Annotated in this window: 18 protein-coding genes; 12 read left to right on the forward strand and 6 right to left on the reverse strand. The window is 38.9% G+C overall.

Translation table 11 applies throughout. The annotated features are described in order from the left end of the window. Positions 1-42 precede the first annotated feature (42 nt). The 5 genes from purQ to H6G08_RS01645 all read left to right on the forward strand — a co-directional run bounded on the left by purQ (position 43) and on the right by H6G08_RS01645 (position 5,184). On the forward strand, positions 43-720 hold the full coding sequence (gene purQ, locus H6G08_RS01625; protein WP_190538553.1) for a phosphoribosylformylglycinamidine synthase subunit PurQ: 678 nt from the start codon (positions 43-45) through the stop codon (positions 718-720). A 140-nt stretch (positions 721-860) separates the two neighbouring features. Beyond that, positions 861-1,112 carry a TIGR02450 family Trp-rich protein gene (locus tag H6G08_RS01630; RefSeq protein ID WP_190538554.1) on the forward strand — a complete coding sequence of 84 codons (252 nt, stop codon included), beginning with the start codon at positions 861-863 and terminating at the stop codon, positions 1,110-1,112. Between the two features lie 877 nt (positions 1,113-1,989). Beyond that, entirely contained in the window at positions 1,990-2,856 is an 867-nt protein-coding gene (gene bchL, locus H6G08_RS01635) for a ferredoxin:protochlorophyllide reductase (ATP-dependent) iron-sulfur ATP-binding protein (RefSeq protein WP_096642900.1), read from the forward strand. 31 nt (positions 2,857-2,887) lie between these two features. Next, a complete protein-coding gene (locus H6G08_RS01640; protein ID WP_190538555.1) occupies positions 2,888-3,628 on the forward strand; it encodes a DUF5331 domain-containing protein in 741 nt (246 codons plus the stop codon). 152 nt (positions 3,629-3,780) lie between these two features. Then, a complete protein-coding gene (locus H6G08_RS01645; protein WP_190538556.1) occupies positions 3,781-5,184 on the forward strand; it encodes a ferredoxin:protochlorophyllide reductase (ATP-dependent) subunit N in 1,404 nt (467 codons plus the stop codon). 237 nt (positions 5,185-5,421) lie between these two features. On the opposite strand, the gene H6G08_RS01650 is transcribed toward H6G08_RS01645, so the two are convergent. Next, on the reverse strand, positions 5,422-5,754 hold the full coding sequence (locus H6G08_RS01650) for a hypothetical protein (protein WP_313940872.1): 333 nt from the start codon (positions 5,752-5,754) through the stop codon (positions 5,422-5,424). Positions 5,755-6,245: 491 nt separating this feature from the next. Between H6G08_RS01650 and H6G08_RS01655 the strand changes: the two genes are divergently transcribed. After that, on the forward strand, positions 6,246-7,235 hold the full coding sequence (locus H6G08_RS01655; protein WP_190538557.1) for a cyanophycin synthetase: 990 nt from the start codon (positions 6,246-6,248) through the stop codon (positions 7,233-7,235). A 446-nt stretch (positions 7,236-7,681) separates the two neighbouring features. On the opposite strand, the gene ylqF is transcribed toward H6G08_RS01655, so the two are convergent. Continuing rightward, complete coding sequence (ylqF, locus tag H6G08_RS01660) at positions 7,682-8,563, reverse strand: ribosome biogenesis GTPase YlqF (RefSeq protein ID WP_190538558.1); 882 nt, start codon at positions 8,561-8,563, stop codon at positions 7,682-7,684. Between the two features lie 49 nt (positions 8,564-8,612). Further along, entirely contained in the window at positions 8,613-9,017 is a 405-nt protein-coding gene (locus tag H6G08_RS01665; protein ID WP_190538559.1) for a VOC family protein, read from the reverse strand. Positions 9,018-9,484: 467 nt separating this feature from the next. Between H6G08_RS01665 and lepB the strand changes: the two genes are divergently transcribed. Then, positions 9,485-10,057, forward strand: coding sequence for a signal peptidase I (gene lepB, locus H6G08_RS01670; protein WP_190538560.1), 573 nt, complete (start codon positions 9,485-9,487; stop codon positions 10,055-10,057). Between the two features lie 1,259 nt (positions 10,058-11,316). Here lepB and H6G08_RS01675 read toward each other — a convergent pair. Next, positions 11,317-12,048 (reverse strand): Uma2 family endonuclease, encoded by a 732-nt coding sequence (locus H6G08_RS01675; RefSeq protein WP_190538561.1) that lies wholly within the window; start codon positions 12,046-12,048, stop codon positions 11,317-11,319. 52 nt (positions 12,049-12,100) lie between these two features. After that, positions 12,101-12,223, reverse strand: coding sequence for a hypothetical protein (locus H6G08_RS38015; RefSeq protein WP_277877787.1), 123 nt, complete (start codon positions 12,221-12,223; stop codon positions 12,101-12,103). A 62-nt stretch (positions 12,224-12,285) separates the two neighbouring features. Between H6G08_RS38015 and H6G08_RS01680 the strand changes: the two genes are divergently transcribed. Both H6G08_RS01680 and H6G08_RS01685 read left to right on the forward strand, forming a co-directional pair. Further along, complete coding sequence (locus H6G08_RS01680; RefSeq protein WP_190538562.1) at positions 12,286-12,771, forward strand: hypothetical protein; 486 nt, start codon at positions 12,286-12,288, stop codon at positions 12,769-12,771. An 87-nt stretch (positions 12,772-12,858) separates the two neighbouring features. Further along, positions 12,859-13,728 (forward strand): polyphosphate kinase 2 family protein, encoded by an 870-nt coding sequence (locus H6G08_RS01685; protein ID WP_190538563.1) that lies wholly within the window; start codon positions 12,859-12,861, stop codon positions 13,726-13,728. Positions 13,729-13,959: 231 nt separating this feature from the next. Here H6G08_RS01685 and H6G08_RS01690 read toward each other — a convergent pair whose 3' ends face one another. Further along, a complete protein-coding gene (locus H6G08_RS01690; RefSeq protein ID WP_190538564.1) occupies positions 13,960-14,211 on the reverse strand; it encodes a hypothetical protein in 252 nt (83 codons plus the stop codon). Positions 14,212-14,670: 459 nt separating this feature from the next. Here H6G08_RS01690 and ppsA point away from each other — a divergent pair, with 459 nt between their 5' ends. The 3 genes from ppsA to H6G08_RS01705 all read left to right on the forward strand — a co-directional run bounded on the left by ppsA (position 14,671) and on the right by H6G08_RS01705 (position 19,058). Further along, the gene (ppsA, locus tag H6G08_RS01695) at positions 14,671-17,127 is read left to right on the forward strand and encodes a phosphoenolpyruvate synthase (protein ID WP_190538565.1); all 2,457 of its coding nucleotides are present in this window, start codon (positions 14,671-14,673) and stop codon (positions 17,125-17,127) included. Positions 17,128-17,226: 99 nt separating this feature from the next. Continuing rightward, positions 17,227-17,754: a universal stress protein gene (locus H6G08_RS01700; protein WP_190538566.1), complete on the forward strand. Its 528-nt coding sequence runs from the start codon at positions 17,227-17,229 to the stop codon at positions 17,752-17,754. 575 nt (positions 17,755-18,329) lie between these two features. Further along, positions 18,330-19,058: a hypothetical protein gene (locus H6G08_RS01705; protein WP_190538567.1), complete on the forward strand. Its 729-nt coding sequence runs from the start codon at positions 18,330-18,332 to the stop codon at positions 19,056-19,058. The last annotated feature ends 25 nt before the right edge of the window (positions 19,059-19,083 follow it).

The following is a 19,083-nucleotide window of genomic DNA, read 5'->3' on the forward strand; positions in this document are numbered from 1 at the left end:
ATGACTAATGACCATTGACCATTGACCATTGACCATTGACAAATGACAAAATTTGGTGTAATTGTTTTTCCCGGTTCTAATTGCGATCGCGATGTTGCCTATGTAACCAGAGACGTACTTGGGCAACCAACTCGCATGGTATGGCATCAAGAGACTGATATTGCTGATTTAGATGTGATTGTCATCCCTGGTGGTTTTAGTTACGGGGATTATTTACGTTGTGGTGCGATCGCCCGTTTTTCGCCAGTTATGCAGCAAGTTGTAGAACATGCCCAAAAGGGTAAGTTTGTTTTGGGGATTTGCAATGGTTTTCAAGTCTTAACAGAAGCAGGCTTGTTACCAGGAATTCTCACGAGAAATCAGGATTTACATTTTATTTGCGATCGCCTGCCGTTAAAAGTTGAGCGTACCGATTTACCTTGGACGCAAGGCTACGCAGCTGGTGAGATTATTACCATACCAGTGGCCCACGGCGAAGGTCGATATTATGCAGATAAAGCCACACTGGCAGAATTAGAAGATAACGGGCAAGTAGTATTCCGTTACGCAGGTGAAAATCCCAACGGTTCCTTAAATAGCATCGCAGGGATTTGTAACCGCCAAGGCAACGTTTTAGGCATGATGCCCCATCCTGAAAGAGCATCTGACCCAATTTTAGGCGGTGAAGATGGTTTGCGGATGTTTCAAGGCTTATTAAATAAAGTCGCTGCGATCGCCTAGTCATTTTTCTATAAACTTTTGTTAAGTTCGTAGTAATCACTTTAGTGCCTCAAAATCGAGGATTAAAGTCCTGACTACGGACTTATTTTGTTACATAAATAACAAATGACCATTGACCATTGAATATTGACTCATAAAAAATGCCTAAAAAACAGAAATTTCCTTACCTCCTGGGTTCTAAATGGACAGCCCAGCAAAAAGTAGATGGTTGGCGACATTTCCAAGTTGTCAATCGCAAAAATCAAGGTAATTGGGTTTACGCCGAAATGGTTGCAGCTTGCGATCCAAAAGTTCGCTTCTGGCTCAACGCCAAATTATTACAAGATAACTCCCAATGGCAAGCGGGCTGGCAACCACTCAAAGAAATCGCACAACTCGAAGACTTAGCGTAAGAGCTAGGGGACAAGAGAGACAATTGTACAGACGCGATTAATCGCGTCTCTGCCCAATGCCCAATGCCCAATGCCCCATGCCCCATGCCCAATACCCACTCACTCAAAATTTAATAATTTGTTGCATATAAAAAGCACTTTTACCAAAAATTCCGCGATCGCGATCGCATAACTTGAAAGATTTTTCTCAATAAATCAAGCCCGCCTGCTTATGCTGTAACTATTTCAGCCTAAATAGGCGGGCGTTTTATCTCTATTTTCAGGTTTCTTCTCTTGCCGAGGTTGCTGGCGAAAATCTCACCTACTATATATATATCTAGGCTTAAGCGCTATCAAAACAGAATTGAGAACTATCACAATCAATGTAATCTGGGAAAAATATCGTATTTTCTAGCCATAGTCATCATAAATACCTAAATAAGCTTGCTTTACTATTAATTGCATCTTCAGAGCCTTGCTAAAGCAAATAAATAATCTTTCTGACTTGTATATCTACCAGAACAACGGAAGCAGGGATCTCTTGATATTGACTTTGAGATAGTCAGATGAGCATCATCCAAACTCATCAAAACTATTGACAAAACTGAATTTAATATTTTTGTGTATTGTAACTCTTTTTATTTTTTAAATTTACAAAATAGATAATTTGAGATTTTGAAGACTTTTTGGAATTTTTTAAGGTTTTTTAAATATAAAAATGTATTTTTAAACTCTTATAATTCAATTAGCACCATTTTGCATATTTAACGACCCTTTATTTTCCGTTGAATTTGGACAATAATGACAAACACAAGACCTCACGCATCGCCATCTCCGGCTAGGTGAAGGTAAATGTTTCAGCTAAAAGTTTGACAATAAACTATAAGAGGCAAAAGCAGTGAAACTAGCAGTTTATGGAAAAGGTGGAATCGGCAAATCCACAACAAGCTGTAACATCTCAGTCGCCCTAGCAAAACGCGGCAAGAAAGTGTTGCAAATTGGCTGCGATCCTAAACATGACAGTACCTTTACCCTCACAGGCTTTTTAATTCCCACAATTATTGATACCCTACAAGAAAAGGATTACCACTACGAAGACGTTTGGCCAGAAGACGTAATATATAAAGGATATGGTGGCGTTGATTGTGTTGAGGCTGGTGGCCCGCCTGCTGGTGCAGGATGTGGTGGTTACGTAGTTGGCGAGACCGTGAAATTACTGAAAGAACTCAACGCCTTTGATGAGTACGATGTAATTCTGTTTGATGTATTAGGTGACGTTGTTTGCGGCGGTTTTGCAGCACCACTCAACTATGCTGATTACTGCATGATTGTCACAGATAACGGTTTTGATGCTTTATTTGCTGCCAATCGCATTGCTGCATCAGTCAGGGAAAAAGCCAGAACTCACCCATTACGCCTAGCAGGTTTAATTGGTAATCGCACCTCCAAGCGCGATTTGATTGAGAAATATGTAGAAGCAGTGCCAATGCCAGTTTTAGAAGTTCTACCTTTAATTGAAGATATTCGGGTGTCGCGAGTTAAGGGTAAGACTTTATTTGAAATGGCAGAATCCGACCCATCCTTAAACTACGTTTGCGATTATTATCTCAATATTGCCGACCAAATTTTGGCGCGACCAGAAGGAGTTGTGCCTAACGATGCTCAAGATAGAGAATTGTTCTCTTTGTTATCCGATTTTTATTTAAATCCGAGTAAACCCCAGGTACGTAATCCGGAAGAGGAATTAGACTTGATGATTGTATAAATCATCAAAATCTCAGGATGGGGAAAATCTCATGACTTTCTTTCATAGCTTTACAGAATCGTTAAAGCAAAAATGGTTACTTTTTTTCCAGACAAATCGTGACTGGATTACTCTCCACATGCAGGTGGAATCAGTATATACCCCTGATGGAGGGAAACGACCGCCTTCTTACCTCATCCTGGGAGTTGTTAACGTGCTAGAACCAAAATTAGCGCAGTTAATGCTACCTTTTTCTAAACTGAATCCTGACGCTGATACCCTAATTGAAGTACTGGATTTACATTTCGACCCAGACATGGCTCTTGGTAACAGCTTTATTCCTAAAGCAGAGCCAGAGAATTACCATAATGATGTAGTAGCCATCATTGATGAAAATCTCCCAGAAGAAAAGTCAATGAATGCTCATTTTAATAGCTTTGCTGATGCAGCGATCGCTCAAGAGTTTACCATTGTTGATTCAACTTCAACCAAAAATGCACTGAACGGACAAAACACAAAAAACGAGTTCCAAAATACATCTAGTGCAGATTTAGAAGATTTTGGCGAAATTTCTTTCGATACAACCGTTGCATCAGAAATCAAGTTAGATAATGAAGTACTTGAAGAGTTGAACTCAACAGAAGATAACGCCTTTAGCGATGTTTTATCTGATGTCTGGGGCGATGAAACAGCACTACATAAGGGTGATGATAACAACGAATTTTTAGGGGAAGAACTGCCAGCTGGCGTTTTTGATGACTCCGAAATTGCCCGTCTCTTCCCCAACGCTTAAATTATTAGCGTTCCTGTTGAATTTAGGGATTGCTGGCTGGTGCTATGTGCCATATCACGGGAATTTGGGGAAAGAATTATTCTTTCCCCACATACCTACCCTATGTTCACCTGCCTTGTTCGCTTTAAAATTCAAGGGGAGAAACAACCAAAATGACTATCGCTCAACAACCAGAAGCTTTAAACTTTGAGTGTGAAACTGGAAATTACCACACTTTCTGCCCAATTAGCTGCGTAGCATGGTTATACCAAAAAATTGAAGATAGTTTCTTTTTGGTGATTGGAACTAAAACTTGTGGGTACTTCCTACAAAACGCGATGGGGGTAATGATTTTTGCCGAACCCCGTTATGCAATGGCAGAGTTGGAAGAGGGAGACATTTCGGCACAGCTGAACGATTATGAAGAATTAAAGCGATTGTGCTTGCAAATAAAACGCGATCGCAATCCTAGTGTAATTGTCTGGATTGGCACTTGCACCACAGAAATTATCAAAATGGACTTGGAAGGTTTAGCACCCAAGTTAGAAGGTGAAATTGGTATTCCCATTGTTGTAGCGCGTGCCAATGGGCTAGATTATGCCTTTACCCAAGGCGAAGATACTGTCTTAGCTGCAATGGCTAATCGCTGCCCTGATAAAGCGCCTGTAGCCGAAACAGACAAAAACGAACGCAACGCTATTTCTAAACTGCTTAACTTTGGTAAAAAGAAAGAAGAAGTAGTTCAAGAAGAAGCTGAGTATGTCAATCATCCACCATTGGTACTCTTCGGTTCCCTTCCCGATCCTGTGGTAACTCAGTTAACCCTAGAATTGAAAAAACAAGGTATTAAAGTTTCTGGCTGGTTACCCGCAAAACGCTTCACTGAATTACCAGTTCTAGAAGAAGGCTATTACGTTTCTGGAGTTAACCCCTTCCTCAGCCGCACTGCAACAACCTTAATGCGCCGTCGTAAATGCAAACTGATTGGCGCACCCTTCCCTATCGGCCCTGATGGTACTCGCGCTTGGGTAGAAAAAATTTGCTCTGTGTTTGGTATTACCCCCAAAGGCTTGGATGAACGAGAAGCGCAAATTTGGGCTGGTTTAGAAGAATACGTCAAACTAATTCGCGGCAAATCTGTATTCTTCATGGGCGATAACTTATTAGAAATTTCTTTAGCACGCTTCTTGGTGCGCTGTGGGATGACAGTTCCCGAAATCGGCATTCCTTACATGGATAAACGCTATCAAGCTGCTGAGTTAGCCCTATTAGAACAAACCTGTCATGAAATGGGCGTACCTCTGCCTAAGATTGTAGAAAAGCCAGATAATTACAATCAAGTTCAGCGTATTTATGACTTGAAGCCAGATTTAGTCATTACTGGTATGGCTCATGCTAACCCACTGGAAGCTAGGGGAATTAACACTAAATGGTCTGTAGAGTTCACTTTTGCCCAAATTCACGGCTTTGGCAATGCCCGTGACATTCTCGAATTGGTAACTCGTCCCCTCCGTCGCAATAACAGCTTAAAAGATTTAGGTTGGGATAAGTTGGTGAAAGAAGAAGCAAAAATTTAGGCTTTCCGATGAATTAAGCAACACCATAGCATTATTGGAGAAGAGGCGAACATTAAGTTCGCCTTTTTCATTGCCAAATGCTAGTGAAAAATCCTTGAGGATGTTTCTTACCGAGTTCAATGATTTTAGATTTTAGTTGCAATAATTATTTGAGCCAAAATCCAAAATATTAAAAATAACATTCAGTCAGATAAATCCTTACTTAAGGTAAAACATAATCGCTAAAATCTGATATTTTTAGCTGCTAGCAACTGCTTCATCGCGTTGATAATCAACAATAATCTCAAAGGTAGTATTTGGCATTACCTGGCGTAAGTGCCGCATATACCCATCTGCATCAGAACGAGTGCGGAATCTAGCCACAATCACTGGTTTTGCATCAGGACTAATACGAGTGATTGCCCAAGCATTTAAGCGGTTTCTGTAAGTTTTTGCTTGGTTTTCTGTTGTGGAAGAATCGTAATCGGTATTTTGTAGCATGGTCGAGATATCCCTACGAGTTAAAGCCAAGGGCGTTAGTAATTCTCTTGGCGGGGATGTTTCACTAACGCCTTTTAATTCTTGATGCAACCTTATTAATACATTATTTTTAGGTTGTCAACACTTAGTGTTAAATGTTTGGTACAAGCTGAATAATTTTATGTTTACTACTTGCTAAACTACTGGTAGCAAATAAAGGGTAAGACCCCTCATGAGATTGTCAAAAAAGTGTCTGTGCTTGACTGGGCATTTTTAGGGGTAATCATTGTCAGATAACTACTACAATGGGTGTGACCCCCTAGTAGTCAGAGGTATCATTCATGCTTTATTAAGCAGGAATCAATCAAGATTTTGAGTCAATTACTGAATAAATTTGAGACTAAGACCAGGATTGACAATTGAGTACATAACACTTGAAGATATATGTGTCCGTTTTTCATGCATTTTTAATAAAACTACAAATAAACCTCAACGTATCAGAGTACGTTTAGCGAGGATGACCTCTCTGGAATTATTTGTCATGACCAAAGGTTGTCTAAATTTGTAGATTGCCTGCAGTTGCAAACTAATAATTTATAAAAATGAAACCACCATTTGTCGTCTCAATACTGCAAAAAGTTGTTGAACAAATCGGAGCGGTATTATTAATCGATCCTGAATGTAAATTTGCTGGTCACATTACTTTTAAAAACGGGAAAACTACTGTTTTTCGGTCAACGCAATTCAACATTAATGGTTTTGGTGCGGCAGAAATTGCTAAAGATAAAGGTTGTTCTAGCTTTTTTCTCAGGCAGTTGGGTTATAGAGTTCCTGAAGGTAAAACATTTTTTAATCAGGAATTGTGTCAAAGAATTAACACTTTAAGAAATATTGATGAAGGCTTTGAATATGCTAAATATTTAGGATTTCCTGTAATTGTCAAGCCGCTTAATTTGAGTCAAGGTACTTTGGTAACTAAGGTTTATAATAAACGCGAATATTATCAGGTAGCTAAGAAAATTTTTCAAGTTACATCAGGTTTGATTGTTGAAAGATTTCATTTGGGTAATGATTACAGAGTTGTAGTCCTAGATGATGAAGTATTTATTACCTATCAAAGAATACCTTTATTTATCATTGGTGATGGACAAGCTACTATTAGTGAACTTTTGCAAAAAAAACAGCTTGAATTAAATCAAAGTGGGAGAAGATTGATTGATTTAGAAGATTTTAGAATCCAAAAAAAGTTAACTAGACAAAAGCTCAATTTTGAGACTGTACTGCCAAAAAATAATATTGTTTATCTTTTAGACAATGCAAATTTATCAAGTGGCGGTGAAGCAGTTGATTTAACTGAAAAAATTCATCCAGATTTTCAAGAATTGGCTATTAATATTACTAAGGATATGAGTTTACGTTTAGCGGGTGTAGATATTATTACTAGTGATATTACTCAGCCAATGGAAGATTATACTTTAATTGAGGTGAATGGTTCTCCTGGTTTGCTTAATTATGCTTCGTTTGGTGAGTTACAGATTCAGAGAGTAGAAAATTTATATCTCAAGGTGTTGCAAACTATGGAGAATGAGTAATTGCTTATTTTGAGTAATATTAATTTACAAAAAATGAAAGGGAACAGGGAACAGGGAACAGGGAAATAAGCCAACCACTAGGGGGGATAGTTTCAGTATTGAAGTCTTGATTAAGAAGAGATTTTATAAAGTTTCTGTAATAAATCTAATTCTTCCCGATTCTACAAAATTGTGATGGATATAGAGATGGTAGATGCACCTTAATTTTAAGTTGAGTCCTCAGCTTTATGTTGGGGACTTTTTTATTTATGAGGTGTACAAAGATTTGCTTTTTTTAACGCAAAGGTAGGCTAAGGTTAACGCAAAGGTACGCAGAGGTTTTTCGCTTTTATGTCTCAATACGGTTCAGTTAAGGATAAATTATAGGTTGGGCTGAGGAACGAAACCTAACCTACACATTTTATGACTCATTCGCTACTCAAAAATCAATCAAAAGTGCTTATTCTCTAGTTCGGAGGAAGCTCTAAGGGGATTTCGCCGAGTAAACATTTACGATAATCTGTTAATAATTGTCTGGCGGCTCTTTCTACATCTCCTTTGTAACGATGTTCGGCTAAAAGGTGTAAATATGCTTCGCCTGTATGGGGTGAAGAATCAAGTTGATAGCGAGATTCTAAGGGTTTTTTTGGTAATAATTCTGTAGCGACATCTTGCAGATAATTCAGCACATTAACGAGTTCTGCGGCTACTAGTTGATTATCATAAGACGCTTCGCCAATATCATCACAAATGGCTAATTTTAATGCGGCTTCTTGGTCTTCTAATTTTAGGGGAATGACACCAGGTGCATCTAATAATTCTAATTGATCGGAAATGCGTACCCAGCGTAATTGACGAGTTACACCCGGACGCGCTGCGCTTTCTACTACCCGTTTTCCTAATAGGCGGTTAATTAAGGCTGATTTCCCTACATTGGGAAAACCAATGACTACCGCACGTACTGGACGGGGTAACATTCCGCGATCGCGTCTTCTTTGATTTAGTTCTACACCAGCTGCTTGTGCTGCTTTTAACACAGCCGGCACACCTTGACCATGTTGAGCATTGGTAGAATAGACTACCTCTCCCTGGCGTTTAAAGTAGTCTACCCATAGCGATCGCACTTGGGGTGAAATCATATCTAGGCGATTCAATATTAACAATCGCGTTTTACTCCCCACCCATTCATCAATTTGCGGATGATGTGTCGCTAAGGGAATCCGCGCATCTCTGACTTCTAGTACCACATCTACCCGCTTTAGCTGTTCTTTGAGATTCTTTTCCGCCTTGGCTATGTGGCCGGGATACCATTGAATAACGTTTAATTTATAGTTTTGTGTTAGTGACATTTTGTTATTTGTCCTTGGTCAATAGTCAATGGTCAATGGTCAATAGTCATTAGTCATTAGTCGTTTGTTCGGAATAACTTTGTTTAGTGGCTTGATGTAAAATTAAACGATTGCCATCAGGATCGTAAGCATAGATTTCTCTACCGTGAGATGCGATCGCAATTTGTCCCGGTGGTGGATAACCCAAAGATGTGAGATGAGCGATCGCTGTTTCTAAGTTACTCACCTCTAAACACAAACTTATCTTACTTTTGGTTGCACTTTCAAATTCTGCCTCATTTGTGCTTTTGGGTTTAAAAATACCTAGCCGCAATCCAGATAACTGAAACTCAGCATACACTTTAGGTATCACAGATATAGGATTTTGCCCTAAAAGCCTTGTATAGAAGCTCACTACAGCATCCAAGTTAACAGTTGCTATCGTGACAATTGCATCACTATATTGAAAAGTCATATTTTTATTTTATTAATAAAAATGCCGCAAGCAAAAAAATAATAAATCACAAATGACAAATGACCATTGACAAATGACCATTGACCATTGACAAATGACCATTGACCATTGACCATTGACCAAAGAAAAAACCGACTGGCTGTATCGCGCCACCAGTCGGCAACTAGTTTACTTTTCTGAATCAGACAATTAAACGCAGAATGTTATAAAACCTTGCCTTATAATTGCAACAGTTAGGTAACAGTATTTTAATTACCTTTTTACTATACCTAATAATTGCCTTGTATCGAGATATACAGGCTATAGGTTAATATCAGCGCTTTTGCCTATAATTGGTAGATGCGATAGCCCTATATATTAATAATTGTCGGGGTTATTGCTTAAAACCCAGCTTGATTACAAGTATACCTTGAGCATCAAAATAATCAAGGTATTTGTTCCACTTTTTTAACTGGCTGAAAAATTCTATGACTACTCACGAAAGTGATGTGAAAGATACTGCAGCGGCGTCAAAAATATGGCGTAGTTGGCAAGAAAATTTGATTTTGATGGCGATCGCGTTGGTGTTAGCATTTGCGATTCGCACGTTTATTGCCGAACCGCGCTATATCCCTTCTGATTCTATGTTACCCACATTACATACAGGCGATCGCTTGGTGGTAGAAAAAATCTCTTACCGTTTTCACCCTCCCCAAACTGGAGATATTGTTGTTTTTCAGCCACCAGAAGAACTACAACGGCGCGGATATCCTCAAGACCAAGCTTTTATCAAGCGTGTCATTGGTCAACCAGGAGAAACGGTTAGCGTTGCCGGTGGTAAAGTTTACTTAGATGGTAAAGCTTTGGCAGAAGATTACATTGCGGAACCAGCAAATAGTCCTTATTCACCCCACACAGTTCCCGAAGGCGAGTTTTTTGTCATGGGAGACAATCGCAATGATAGTAATGACTCTCGCTACTGGGGTTTTTTACCGCAAAAATATATCATTGGTAGAGCGACATTTCGCTTTTGGCCGCTTAACCGAATTGGCTTTATTTAAGTAAAAGCGCGATCGCTATCTCTGCGATAAACTACTAGGATTTTCGCAAACAATATTGAATGGTTACTCAGTCAGTACTTTAACGCTCTCTTCTGCAATCAAGTACTGACTGAGAATCCTAGTTTATAGCTGTTGACTGTTGACTGTTGACTGTTGACTGTTGACTAGTTTTTACCACACATCAATTTTAGATGACTTTGGCTATTAGCAAGGAACTTGATTTTCTTGGGGGGAAAAGGCTAAAGTCAATTTTTTTGCGCAAAATCCGCCAGCTTTATCATTTATACATATTAAATACTCATTTTTAAATTTTTCGTCAACAAAAAAGCATTTCGCTTTCTCATTTATCTCAATCAAGTACTCATTTTCCTATTTTAAGTAAGCAAAAAGCCATTTCACCTTCTCGTTAAGGCTTAACGAGTTCTCATTATTGTGTTTTCCGCAAGTAAAATACCATTCCACCTACTTAAAAAGCCATATCGCTTTCTCATTTAGGTAAATCGCGCACTCATTTTAGTGTTTTCCGCAGGTAAAAAGCCATATCACCTACTCATTTAGGTAAATCACGCACTCATTTTAGTGTTTTCCGCAGATAAAAAAGTATATTGCTTGCTCAAAAATGGCTATGTTTGACAATCAGCTACTGTGTAGCTAGGCTTAATTGTTTTTGGCGATCGCATTTGTTTTGATAACAAATTGGGTAAATAAAAAACACTAAGACATCATAGATTTCGCTTCAGGGTATGGTAATACCCATTGCTGTCAACTTAAGTTCTCTGGCTTACCCAACAGATCGCCCACAGGCTGTAAGCCTGGGGCTAACGTTACAAAGCCCACCTTTGTGGGCTAAATTTTCTTAGCCCACAAAGGTGGGCTTTGTTCATTTAGCCGCACCCTTCTAGGGTGACGGCGGTTTATTGGGTAAGCGAGGGGTTGAGGGTGAGGGCAAAACTTTCTCAACCAAAAGGGTTTCACGTTAAGTTGACACCAATGGGCTTACCATACCCCTACCATGTGTCGCATTCTTTTTTAAAATTGGTATTAGGCGATAGCAATCCTAAATTGATCGCAAATACTTATCTTCCTTGTGCTTTTTGTTTACATATTAAATAGGATTGCTATATCAAACTCTAGTTAGAGACTTCCAGAAAATAAATTATCCAATTTCCGAAAGAAGATATTTTTATTTTTCCCCCTGCTCCCTGCTCCCTGCCCCTCTGCCTACACAGTGATAGTATATTTGTTTAGTTGGAAGTCCCTTACTCTGGTAACTCCCCAAATCTTTCTTTATATCGAGCCAGCATAGCTTCCATTTCTGCAAGCTGCTGTTGTGCTTGTTGGCGTTCTTGTTCAGCTTGTTGGCGCTGTTGCTGTTCCTGCTGTGCTACTTCTTCCGGTGTGGGTACAAGTTGTCCATCAGCAGTGAAAAAGCGCAATTTCGATTGATGAACGCCTAAATATAGCTCTAATTGCTGACTCCACAGCAAACCTGCTTCATTTGCTTGTAATGGTTGATAACGACCATCTAATAAATGAAATCCCTTAAATTCTAAACTGTCTGGGTCAAACCAAAAATAATCAGGAGTCCGCCAAATATCTTGATAAATTTCCTTTTTCAAGCCTCTGTCAGTACTTGCGGTTTTATCAGACAGAATTTCCACAATGACATTTGGGTATTTACCATCTTCTTCCCAGACTACCCAACTTTTGCGCGTTTTGCGATCGCTATTTAAAACTACAAAAAAATCAGGGCCTCGAAACTGCTCAGATTTACGCTGACGGGGACTGTAATATACTGTCATATTACCGCAAGCGTAGAAATCTTGACGCTCTTTCCAGCACCATTCTAAACACTGAATCAACAGCAGTATTTGCCGCAAGTGCAATTCGGTTTCCAAAGGCGGTTCATCACTGTATAAGTCACCAGGAGGAAATATAACATCTTCTGGTGCATCTTCTGATATCAGTGCTAAATCTTGAGCAGAAGACATAATTATTTCTGATATGCAACTATTTGAATAAAATATAGCGTTTCCCGACCTTTTAGGGGCTAGGGACTAGCTTGAAAGAGTTATATCTTCCTTGTCTCCCTTGTCTCCCTTGTCTCCCTTGTCTCTCATACATGGCGATCGCAATTTTTTCTTCGAGACGGCCTTTTATTTGCATAGCTACTAGGTCATTCGCTAGGCTATTGATTAATATTCTAGTCACTCTAAGGCCTGCTATGTATGGATTTTGAAGGTAAAACTACTGCTACCACTGCTACAGATAACATGGAATTGCCATCTACTGATGCTCGCAAGCCTTTGGAACTGCTGCGAGATACAGAGGCATTACTACGCCGTCCCACAGTAGCAAAACTCTCGCCAATTTTACCACCAAAGTTAAGTAACAAATTACAAACAGCCTCATCTTTAGCTGATGAATCTTTAAAAGAGTTAGCAGAAATTAACTTAGAGGAAATTGGCGATTTTGATTTACGCCCTGCGAGGATGCGTGTAGGTTTAAGCTTTGTCGGTTTTGGTGCGTTGATGTTAGTTATATTATTACTGCATTTGAAAACCTTAAATTTTCAAGTAAATTCAATTGAACAAATGCAGAAATTTTGGTATCAATATGTGTGGTTTGTTTGCTTAGGTGTAGCGGGACTATTTATATTAGGTAGAGAAACCATGCGTCCTATTCGCAAAATCCGCAAATTTCCTAAACGCTAATATTCTCGGCAATTATGATGGCTAGTTTTCATAATTGAATCATGCCAAATATGGCTGGGTAAATGCACCTTGAGGAGCCATTTTTTTATGAATCATGAGGCTTTTATTGTTAAACCCGGAGCAAAGATTTCTTTACAAAAGCAATACGATCCAGCTTATAAGGCTGATTATCACCAAAAAAGTGATGCAGAAGGCAAACTTCAAGCAGATATTCAAAGACTAGCTTATTACCAAGATATTCTTTACGCTCAAAATACCTATGCATTGCTGATTATTTTTCAAGCAATGGATGCTGCGGGTAAAGATAGCACTATTAAACATGTGATGTCTGGTGTTAATCCTCAAGGTTGTCAAGTATTTAGTTTTAAATCTCCCAGCGCCGAAGACTTAGATCATGATTACCTTTGGCGTTCGATGAAAGCTTTACCAGAACGCGGCCGTATTGGCATATTTAATCGCTCATACTATGAAGAAGTATTAGTAGTGCGCGTACATCCGGGAATTCTCCAAAACCAGCAACTTCCTAAATTTCCTAAAGGAAATCAAATTTGGCAACAACGTTTTGAGGAAATCAATAATTTTGAAAAGTATTTATTTAATAATGGTATTATTATCCTGAAATTTTTCCTCAACGTTTCTAAAGCCGAACAAAAAAAGCGCTTTTTAGAACGCATTGAATCACCAGAAAAGCATTGGAAATTTTCTGCTAATGATGTCCGCGAACGCGCTTTTTGGGATGATTATATGAGTGCTTATGAAGATGCTTTTCGCCACACTAGCACAGAATGGGCACCTTGGTATATTATTCCCGCCGATCGCAAATGGTTCACACGCCTTGTAGTTGCAGATATAATTTGCACAAAATTGCAACAATTAAATTTGCAATACCCAACAGTGAGTGAAGAACATCAGCAGAAATTGTTGCAAGCCAAGCAATTATTAGAAAGTGAAGATTAAGTCAATGGTCATTTGTCATTAGAGACGCGATGAATCGCGTCTGTACAATAGTCATTGGTTAAGAGTTATCAATTTTTACTTATCAACTATTGACTTCAGAATATTGATTATAAGTAAGTCTTTCAAAATATACTAAACTATCTTAAAAACCATCAATACTCCGAAAATCTTTACCAATGACAAATGACTAATGACAAATGACTAATGACAAATGACTAATGACTTTATTTATTAAGCGGGGATATCTTGGATACCTATCCACCCGCTACGTCGAATACGTGTATTCGTAGCCAACTCAGCATGATTATTTCTGCGGTGCGCCACTACTTTGGGTAAATCCTCTGCTACATCTTCCAATAATGCATTGGATTTGATTTCCCCTAATACTGGCATTTCTTGCCAACAACGGCGGCAAAACCAGTATAGATCTGAACCGCGTACATGTTGTAATAGTAAATCTGAACAACAAGGGCAGTAACTCATATTTTTGAAATCCTTTTTATAAAATCGATTGAAAAATTTAGATCGGGAAATAAATAGTGGGAATAAAAAAACACTCTTGATGAATTCACGATAATTTTCAATTGTGAGGAACTTGTGAGGAAAGTTAATTTTTTTACCTATTATTCACATTTATATACATTGCTTAACAAATCACTTAAGTGTGTGAACCATAGATAAATAGACTACAAAAAAACAGGATAGTTTGCTTGTAGTGTTGTCTTTCATTTGCTGGATGAGAGGAAATGCGATCGCCTATTTCCTCACAAGATCCTCAAATTATCCGCGTATAAACATAAGTGTGGGGTTGAGGAGCAGAACAATTTGCTACATCCCTTTACTACCAATTGCGGATATAAGATTTTAAATCAAAAATCCTGAGCATTAATACTAGTTTTATCCAATTGGTACTAAGTATCTCTATTCAAGGAATTTTTAATCATGCTAGAAATACTGCACGATCAAAACGCCGAACGCCATCTATCCAGAGACGAAGCTTTAGTATTACCTTTGGGTGAAGTTGGGATTGCAGATATTCCTTTAGTAGGTGGTAAAAACGCTTCTTTGGGAGAAATGATTCAGCAATTGCGGCGCAAAGGGGTGAAAGTTCCCACAGGATTTGCAACTACTGCTTACGCTTATAGATACTTTATTTCGGCTGCGGGAATAGAAACAAAACTTAGAGAAATTTTTGCAGATTTAAATGTAGAAGATGTAGATAATTTGCGCCGTTGTGGGAAACAAGCGAGATTGTTGATGCTGCAAACTCCGTTTCCGTTAGCATTACAAGAAGCGATCGCGCGTGCTTATCAAAGTTTGTGTCAGCAATATGAACCAGATACCGATGTCGCCGTTCGTTCCAGTGCGACTGCGGAAGATTTACCCGACGCCAGTTTTGCGGGACAACAAGAAACATATTTAAACGTCCACGGATTAGAAGCTGTCTTACAAGCTTGTCACAAATGCTTTGCTTCTATCTTTACCGATCGCGCTATTTCCTATCGTCAAATTAAAGGTTTTGACCACTTTAATATTGCCCTATCAGTTGGCGTACAAAAAATGGTGCGTTCTGACTTGGCTTGTTCTGGCGTCATGTTCTCCATCGACACAGAAACCGGTTTTAAAGACGCAGCTTTAATTACAGCTGCTTACGGTTTGGGTGAAAACGTCGTTCAAGGCGCAGTTAACCCAGATGAATATTTAGTATTTAAACCCACATTAAAACAGGGATATCATCCAATTCTCAAAAAACGCTTGGGTAGTAAAGAAATCAAGATGATTTATGACCTTGGCGGCTCAAAATTGACCAAAAACGTTTCCGTCGCCCCTTCAGAACGTAACGTTTATGCACTCAATGATGAGGAAATTTTACAACTAGCTCACTGGGCTTGCATTATTGAAGAACATTATTCCCAAGTTCGTGGTGTTTACACGCCAATGGATATTGAATGGGCAAAAGATGGTATTAGTAATGAACTGTATATTGTCCAAGCCCGCCCAGAAACAGTCCAGTCGCAAAAAACAGAAAATGTCCTGCGTAGTTATCACCTCGTATTGGGAGAAAAACCCCTACCAACGCCCTTGGTTACAGGGCGGAGTGTAGGTGAGATGATTGGTAATGGTAAAGTCCGAGTCATTTTAGATGTACATCAAATTAACCAATTCCAAGCGGGAGACATCCTAGTCACCAACCGCACCGATCCTGACTGGGAACCAATTATGAAACGCGCGAGTGCGATCGTCACTAACTCTGGTGGACGCACCTGTCACGCCGCAATTATAGCCAGAGAATTGGGAATTCCTGCGATCGTTGGTTGTGGTAATGCCACTACATTATTAAAAACTGGACAAGAAATCACCGTTAGTTGTGCAGAAGGCGAAACAGGTAAAGTTTACCCCGGTTTATTATCCTACGAAGTTCAAGAATTACCGTTAGAAAAATTGCCCCATACTCACACCCAAATTATGATGAATGTGGGCAATCCCGAAGAAGCATTTAGCTTTGCAGCTATTCCGAATGATGGTGTAGGATTAGCCAGGATGGAATTTATTATTGCCAACCAAATCAAAGTTCATCCCTTAGCATTACTACACTTTAATGAATTAACAGATGAACTGGCTAAATACAAAATTGCCGAATTAACTGCTGAATATGAAAACAAAGCCCAGTTCTTTATTGATAAATTAGCTGAAGGTATTGGTACGATAGCCGCAGCCTTTTATCCTAAACCTGTAATTGTCCGGTTGTCAGATTTCAAGAGTAACGAATACGCCAATCTTTTAGGTGGAAAACAATTTGAACCAACAGAAGAAAACCCGATGATTGGCTGGCGTGGTGCTTCTCGTTATTATGACGATCGCTATCGTGAAGGCTTCGCTTTAGAATGTCAAGCCATGAAGCAAGTACGAGATAACAAAGGCTTAAGCAATGTCATTTTAATGATACCTTTCTGTCGGACACCAGAAGAAGGTCAACGTGTCTTAGCAGAGATGGCAAAAAACGGTTTAGTCAGAGGAGAAAACGGTTTACAAGTGTATGTAATGTGCGAATTACCGAGTAACGTTCTCCTAGCAGATGAATTTAGTCAAGTATTTGATGGCTTTTCTATTGGTTCCAATGATTTAACACAATTAACTCTCGGACTAGATAGAGATTCCGAATTAGTAGCCCATTTATTTGATGAAAGAAATGAAGCTGTGAAGCGAACGATCGCCAAAGCAATCAGCACAGTCAAACAGCAAGGAAAGAAAATTGGTATTTGCGGTCAAGCACCCAGCGATTACCCAGAATTTGCTAAGTTTCTCGTAGAACAGGGAATTGATTCTATTAGTCTCAACCCCGATTCTGTACTCAAAACCCTGTTAGAAATTGCTACGGCTGAAGCCAATAAGCGATGAGATTGATGGGGATAAGGTAACTGTTGACTGTTGACTGTTGACTGTTGACTGTTGACTGTTACTTTTTTGAAAAATGGCTATTGATTAAGGACAAAAAATATGTTTCACAAAATTTTAATTGCTGTAAATAACTCAGAAGTTACTCAACAAATTTTTGACCAAGCTTTAGCTTTAGCAAAAGCAACTAATGCTCAACTAATCATCATGTATGTACTTTCGCCATTTGATGAGCGCTACCCAACGCCTCCTGGTATAGCTACAGATGGTATTTATCCACCCTTTAGCAGTGATGATATTAACTATTATTTAGGACAGTGGGAATCTTTAAAACAAGAAGGAATAGAACTATTAACATTATTAACCAATCAAGCGATCGCTCACGGTGTAAACGCCGAATATACTCAAGAATTTGGCGATCCTGGTCGGATGATTTGTGAAGTTGCGCGGAAAGCGCAAGCCGATTTGATTATTATCGGTCGTCGGGGATTGACTGGAATCAAAGAGTTTTTCTTAGGTAGTGTCAGTAATTATGTATTACACCATGCCCATTGCTCCGTGTTAACAGTGCAAGGTGTAATTGAAGATTCTACCTCAACACCTCAAGCAGTAGCAGTAAAATCAGCTTAATTTTATGTAATGCCTAGATTACATCAGTTTTCACCTATTTAAACCACATCTGTCGTAGGGGCACGGCACTAGTAAAATTATTGTATATACCAAAAGATTGTCGGTGCCGTGCCCCTACAGCGTGGTCTATTTATCTGAAAATAGCTGTAACCCGCTTTTGTCACTTTCCGGGAGGGCGATTGCTAGAAGCCTTATGAGGCAATTAATACGAGCTTTCCTATTAGAAAAAAATGGGTCTTGTATTTGTGATTAGGAAATAATCGTGCGAACGCTTGCTATACAAAAGCTCTAGAATTTAGAAATGGCAAATGTTTTCGGAGAGTGACAGAACAGGGGTAATGGTCAATAGTCAATAGTCAATAGATTCTAGATTTTTGACATTTGACCATACTGTTTGTTGAACTGCAATCTGACTCAGCTTAAGTACAAAGCGCTACATGAGATTTTAACTATTTGTTAATCTAGAATAGGAAAAATATCCTATATTAATTTAGTTTTATTAATTGAAATCATATAAGAATTAGGTTAATATACCAGCCTATGGTGTAATTACAGTCACAAATAATTAAAACTATATGACTCAGAATTTAGAAATTCAAGAATTTGTTATAGCGATCGCAGTTAAACAGCAAAATCCCACAGTATTAACAGCCGATTTTCTCAAATATAGCGGCATCGTCCCTAATGAATGGGAATTGGCGCGTCCACCAATCTTAACTAATGCTGCGGCTCAAGTAGTCTATCAAAATGGTGTCAGCGTAGTTGCAGAAGTCAATCGAGTTGTTTTCTCGGAATTAATCGGGACTAAAGAAGCTCAAGAATTAGCTATTCCCGCGATCGCGCGCAAGTATATTGAAACCTTAACTCAAGTCAGCTATCAAGCAATTAGCTTGAATTTCCGGGGTTACGTTATGTTTGAGCAAAACAATAATACACCGCGTAACTACATTTTTGGCAACTTGCTCAAACAAGGGCCTTGGCAAAATTTTGGTACAGCACCTGTACAAGCTGGGTTAAGATTTATTTACACTCTCCAAGAAACCCAACTATTTTTAGACATTAATGAAGTTGGATTACAATTACCCGATCAATCTTTACTACCAGCAATTTTATTTTCTGCTAATTTTAGCCATCAAATAGCGCAAGAAGATGCGAATAAGCGTCTATCTGACCTAATTCAGGTAATTGGTAATTGGGAAAGCGATTTAGAAACTTATAAACAAGTAATTAATAGCAAGTTTTTAACCGCACCCAGCTATCAAGTCAACGTAGCACCCGACGAACCATTGATTTTTCCTCGGTAAATAATTTTAGGACTTACGCAAGTGT

Origin of the sequence: Calothrix anomala FACHB-343 (assembly GCF_014696435.1) — a bacterium.
GTDB classification, from domain to species: Bacteria; Cyanobacteriota; Cyanobacteriia; order Cyanobacteriales; family Nostocaceae; genus Aulosira; species Aulosira anomala_A.

Bases quoted from the DNA above. Each gene is read 5' to 3' on its own strand.
- purQ (WP_190538553.1), top strand. From the start codon at position 43: ATGACAAAATTTGGTGTAATTGTTTTTCCCGGTTCTAATTGCGATCGC.
- ppsA (WP_190538565.1), top strand. From the start codon at position 14,671: ATGCTAGAAATACTGCACGATCAAAACGCCGAACGCCATCTATCCAGA.
- H6G08_RS01700 (WP_190538566.1), top strand. From the start codon at position 17,227: ATGTTTCACAAAATTTTAATTGCTGTAAATAACTCAGAAGTTACTCAA.
- H6G08_RS01685 (WP_190538563.1), top strand. From the start codon at position 12,859: ATGAATCATGAGGCTTTTATTGTTAAACCCGGAGCAAAGATTTCTTTA.
- H6G08_RS01680 (WP_190538562.1), top strand. From the start codon at position 12,286: ATGGATTTTGAAGGTAAAACTACTGCTACCACTGCTACAGATAACATG.
- lepB (WP_190538560.1), top strand. From the start codon at position 9,485: ATGACTACTCACGAAAGTGATGTGAAAGATACTGCAGCGGCGTCAAAA.
- H6G08_RS01705 (WP_190538567.1), top strand. From the start codon at position 18,330: ATGACTCAGAATTTAGAAATTCAAGAATTTGTTATAGCGATCGCAGTT.
- H6G08_RS01690 (WP_190538564.1), bottom strand. From the start codon at position 14,211: ATGAGTTACTGCCCTTGTTGTTCAGATTTACTATTACAACATGTACGC.
- H6G08_RS01640 (WP_190538555.1), top strand. From the start codon at position 2,888: ATGACTTTCTTTCATAGCTTTACAGAATCGTTAAAGCAAAAATGGTTA.
- H6G08_RS01655 (WP_190538557.1), top strand. From the start codon at position 6,246: ATGAAACCACCATTTGTCGTCTCAATACTGCAAAAAGTTGTTGAACAA.
- ylqF (WP_190538558.1), bottom strand. From the start codon at position 8,563: ATGTCACTAACACAAAACTATAAATTAAACGTTATTCAATGGTATCCC.
- H6G08_RS38015 (WP_277877787.1), bottom strand. From the start codon at position 12,223: ATGCAAATAAAAGGCCGTCTCGAAGAAAAAATTGCGATCGCCATGTAT.
- H6G08_RS01645 (WP_190538556.1), top strand. From the start codon at position 3,781: ATGACTATCGCTCAACAACCAGAAGCTTTAAACTTTGAGTGTGAAACT.
- H6G08_RS01665 (WP_190538559.1), bottom strand. From the start codon at position 9,017: ATGACTTTTCAATATAGTGATGCAATTGTCACGATAGCAACTGTTAAC.
- H6G08_RS01630 (WP_190538554.1), top strand. From the start codon at position 861: ATGCCTAAAAAACAGAAATTTCCTTACCTCCTGGGTTCTAAATGGACA.
- H6G08_RS01675 (WP_190538561.1), bottom strand. From the start codon at position 12,048: ATGTCTTCTGCTCAAGATTTAGCACTGATATCAGAAGATGCACCAGAA.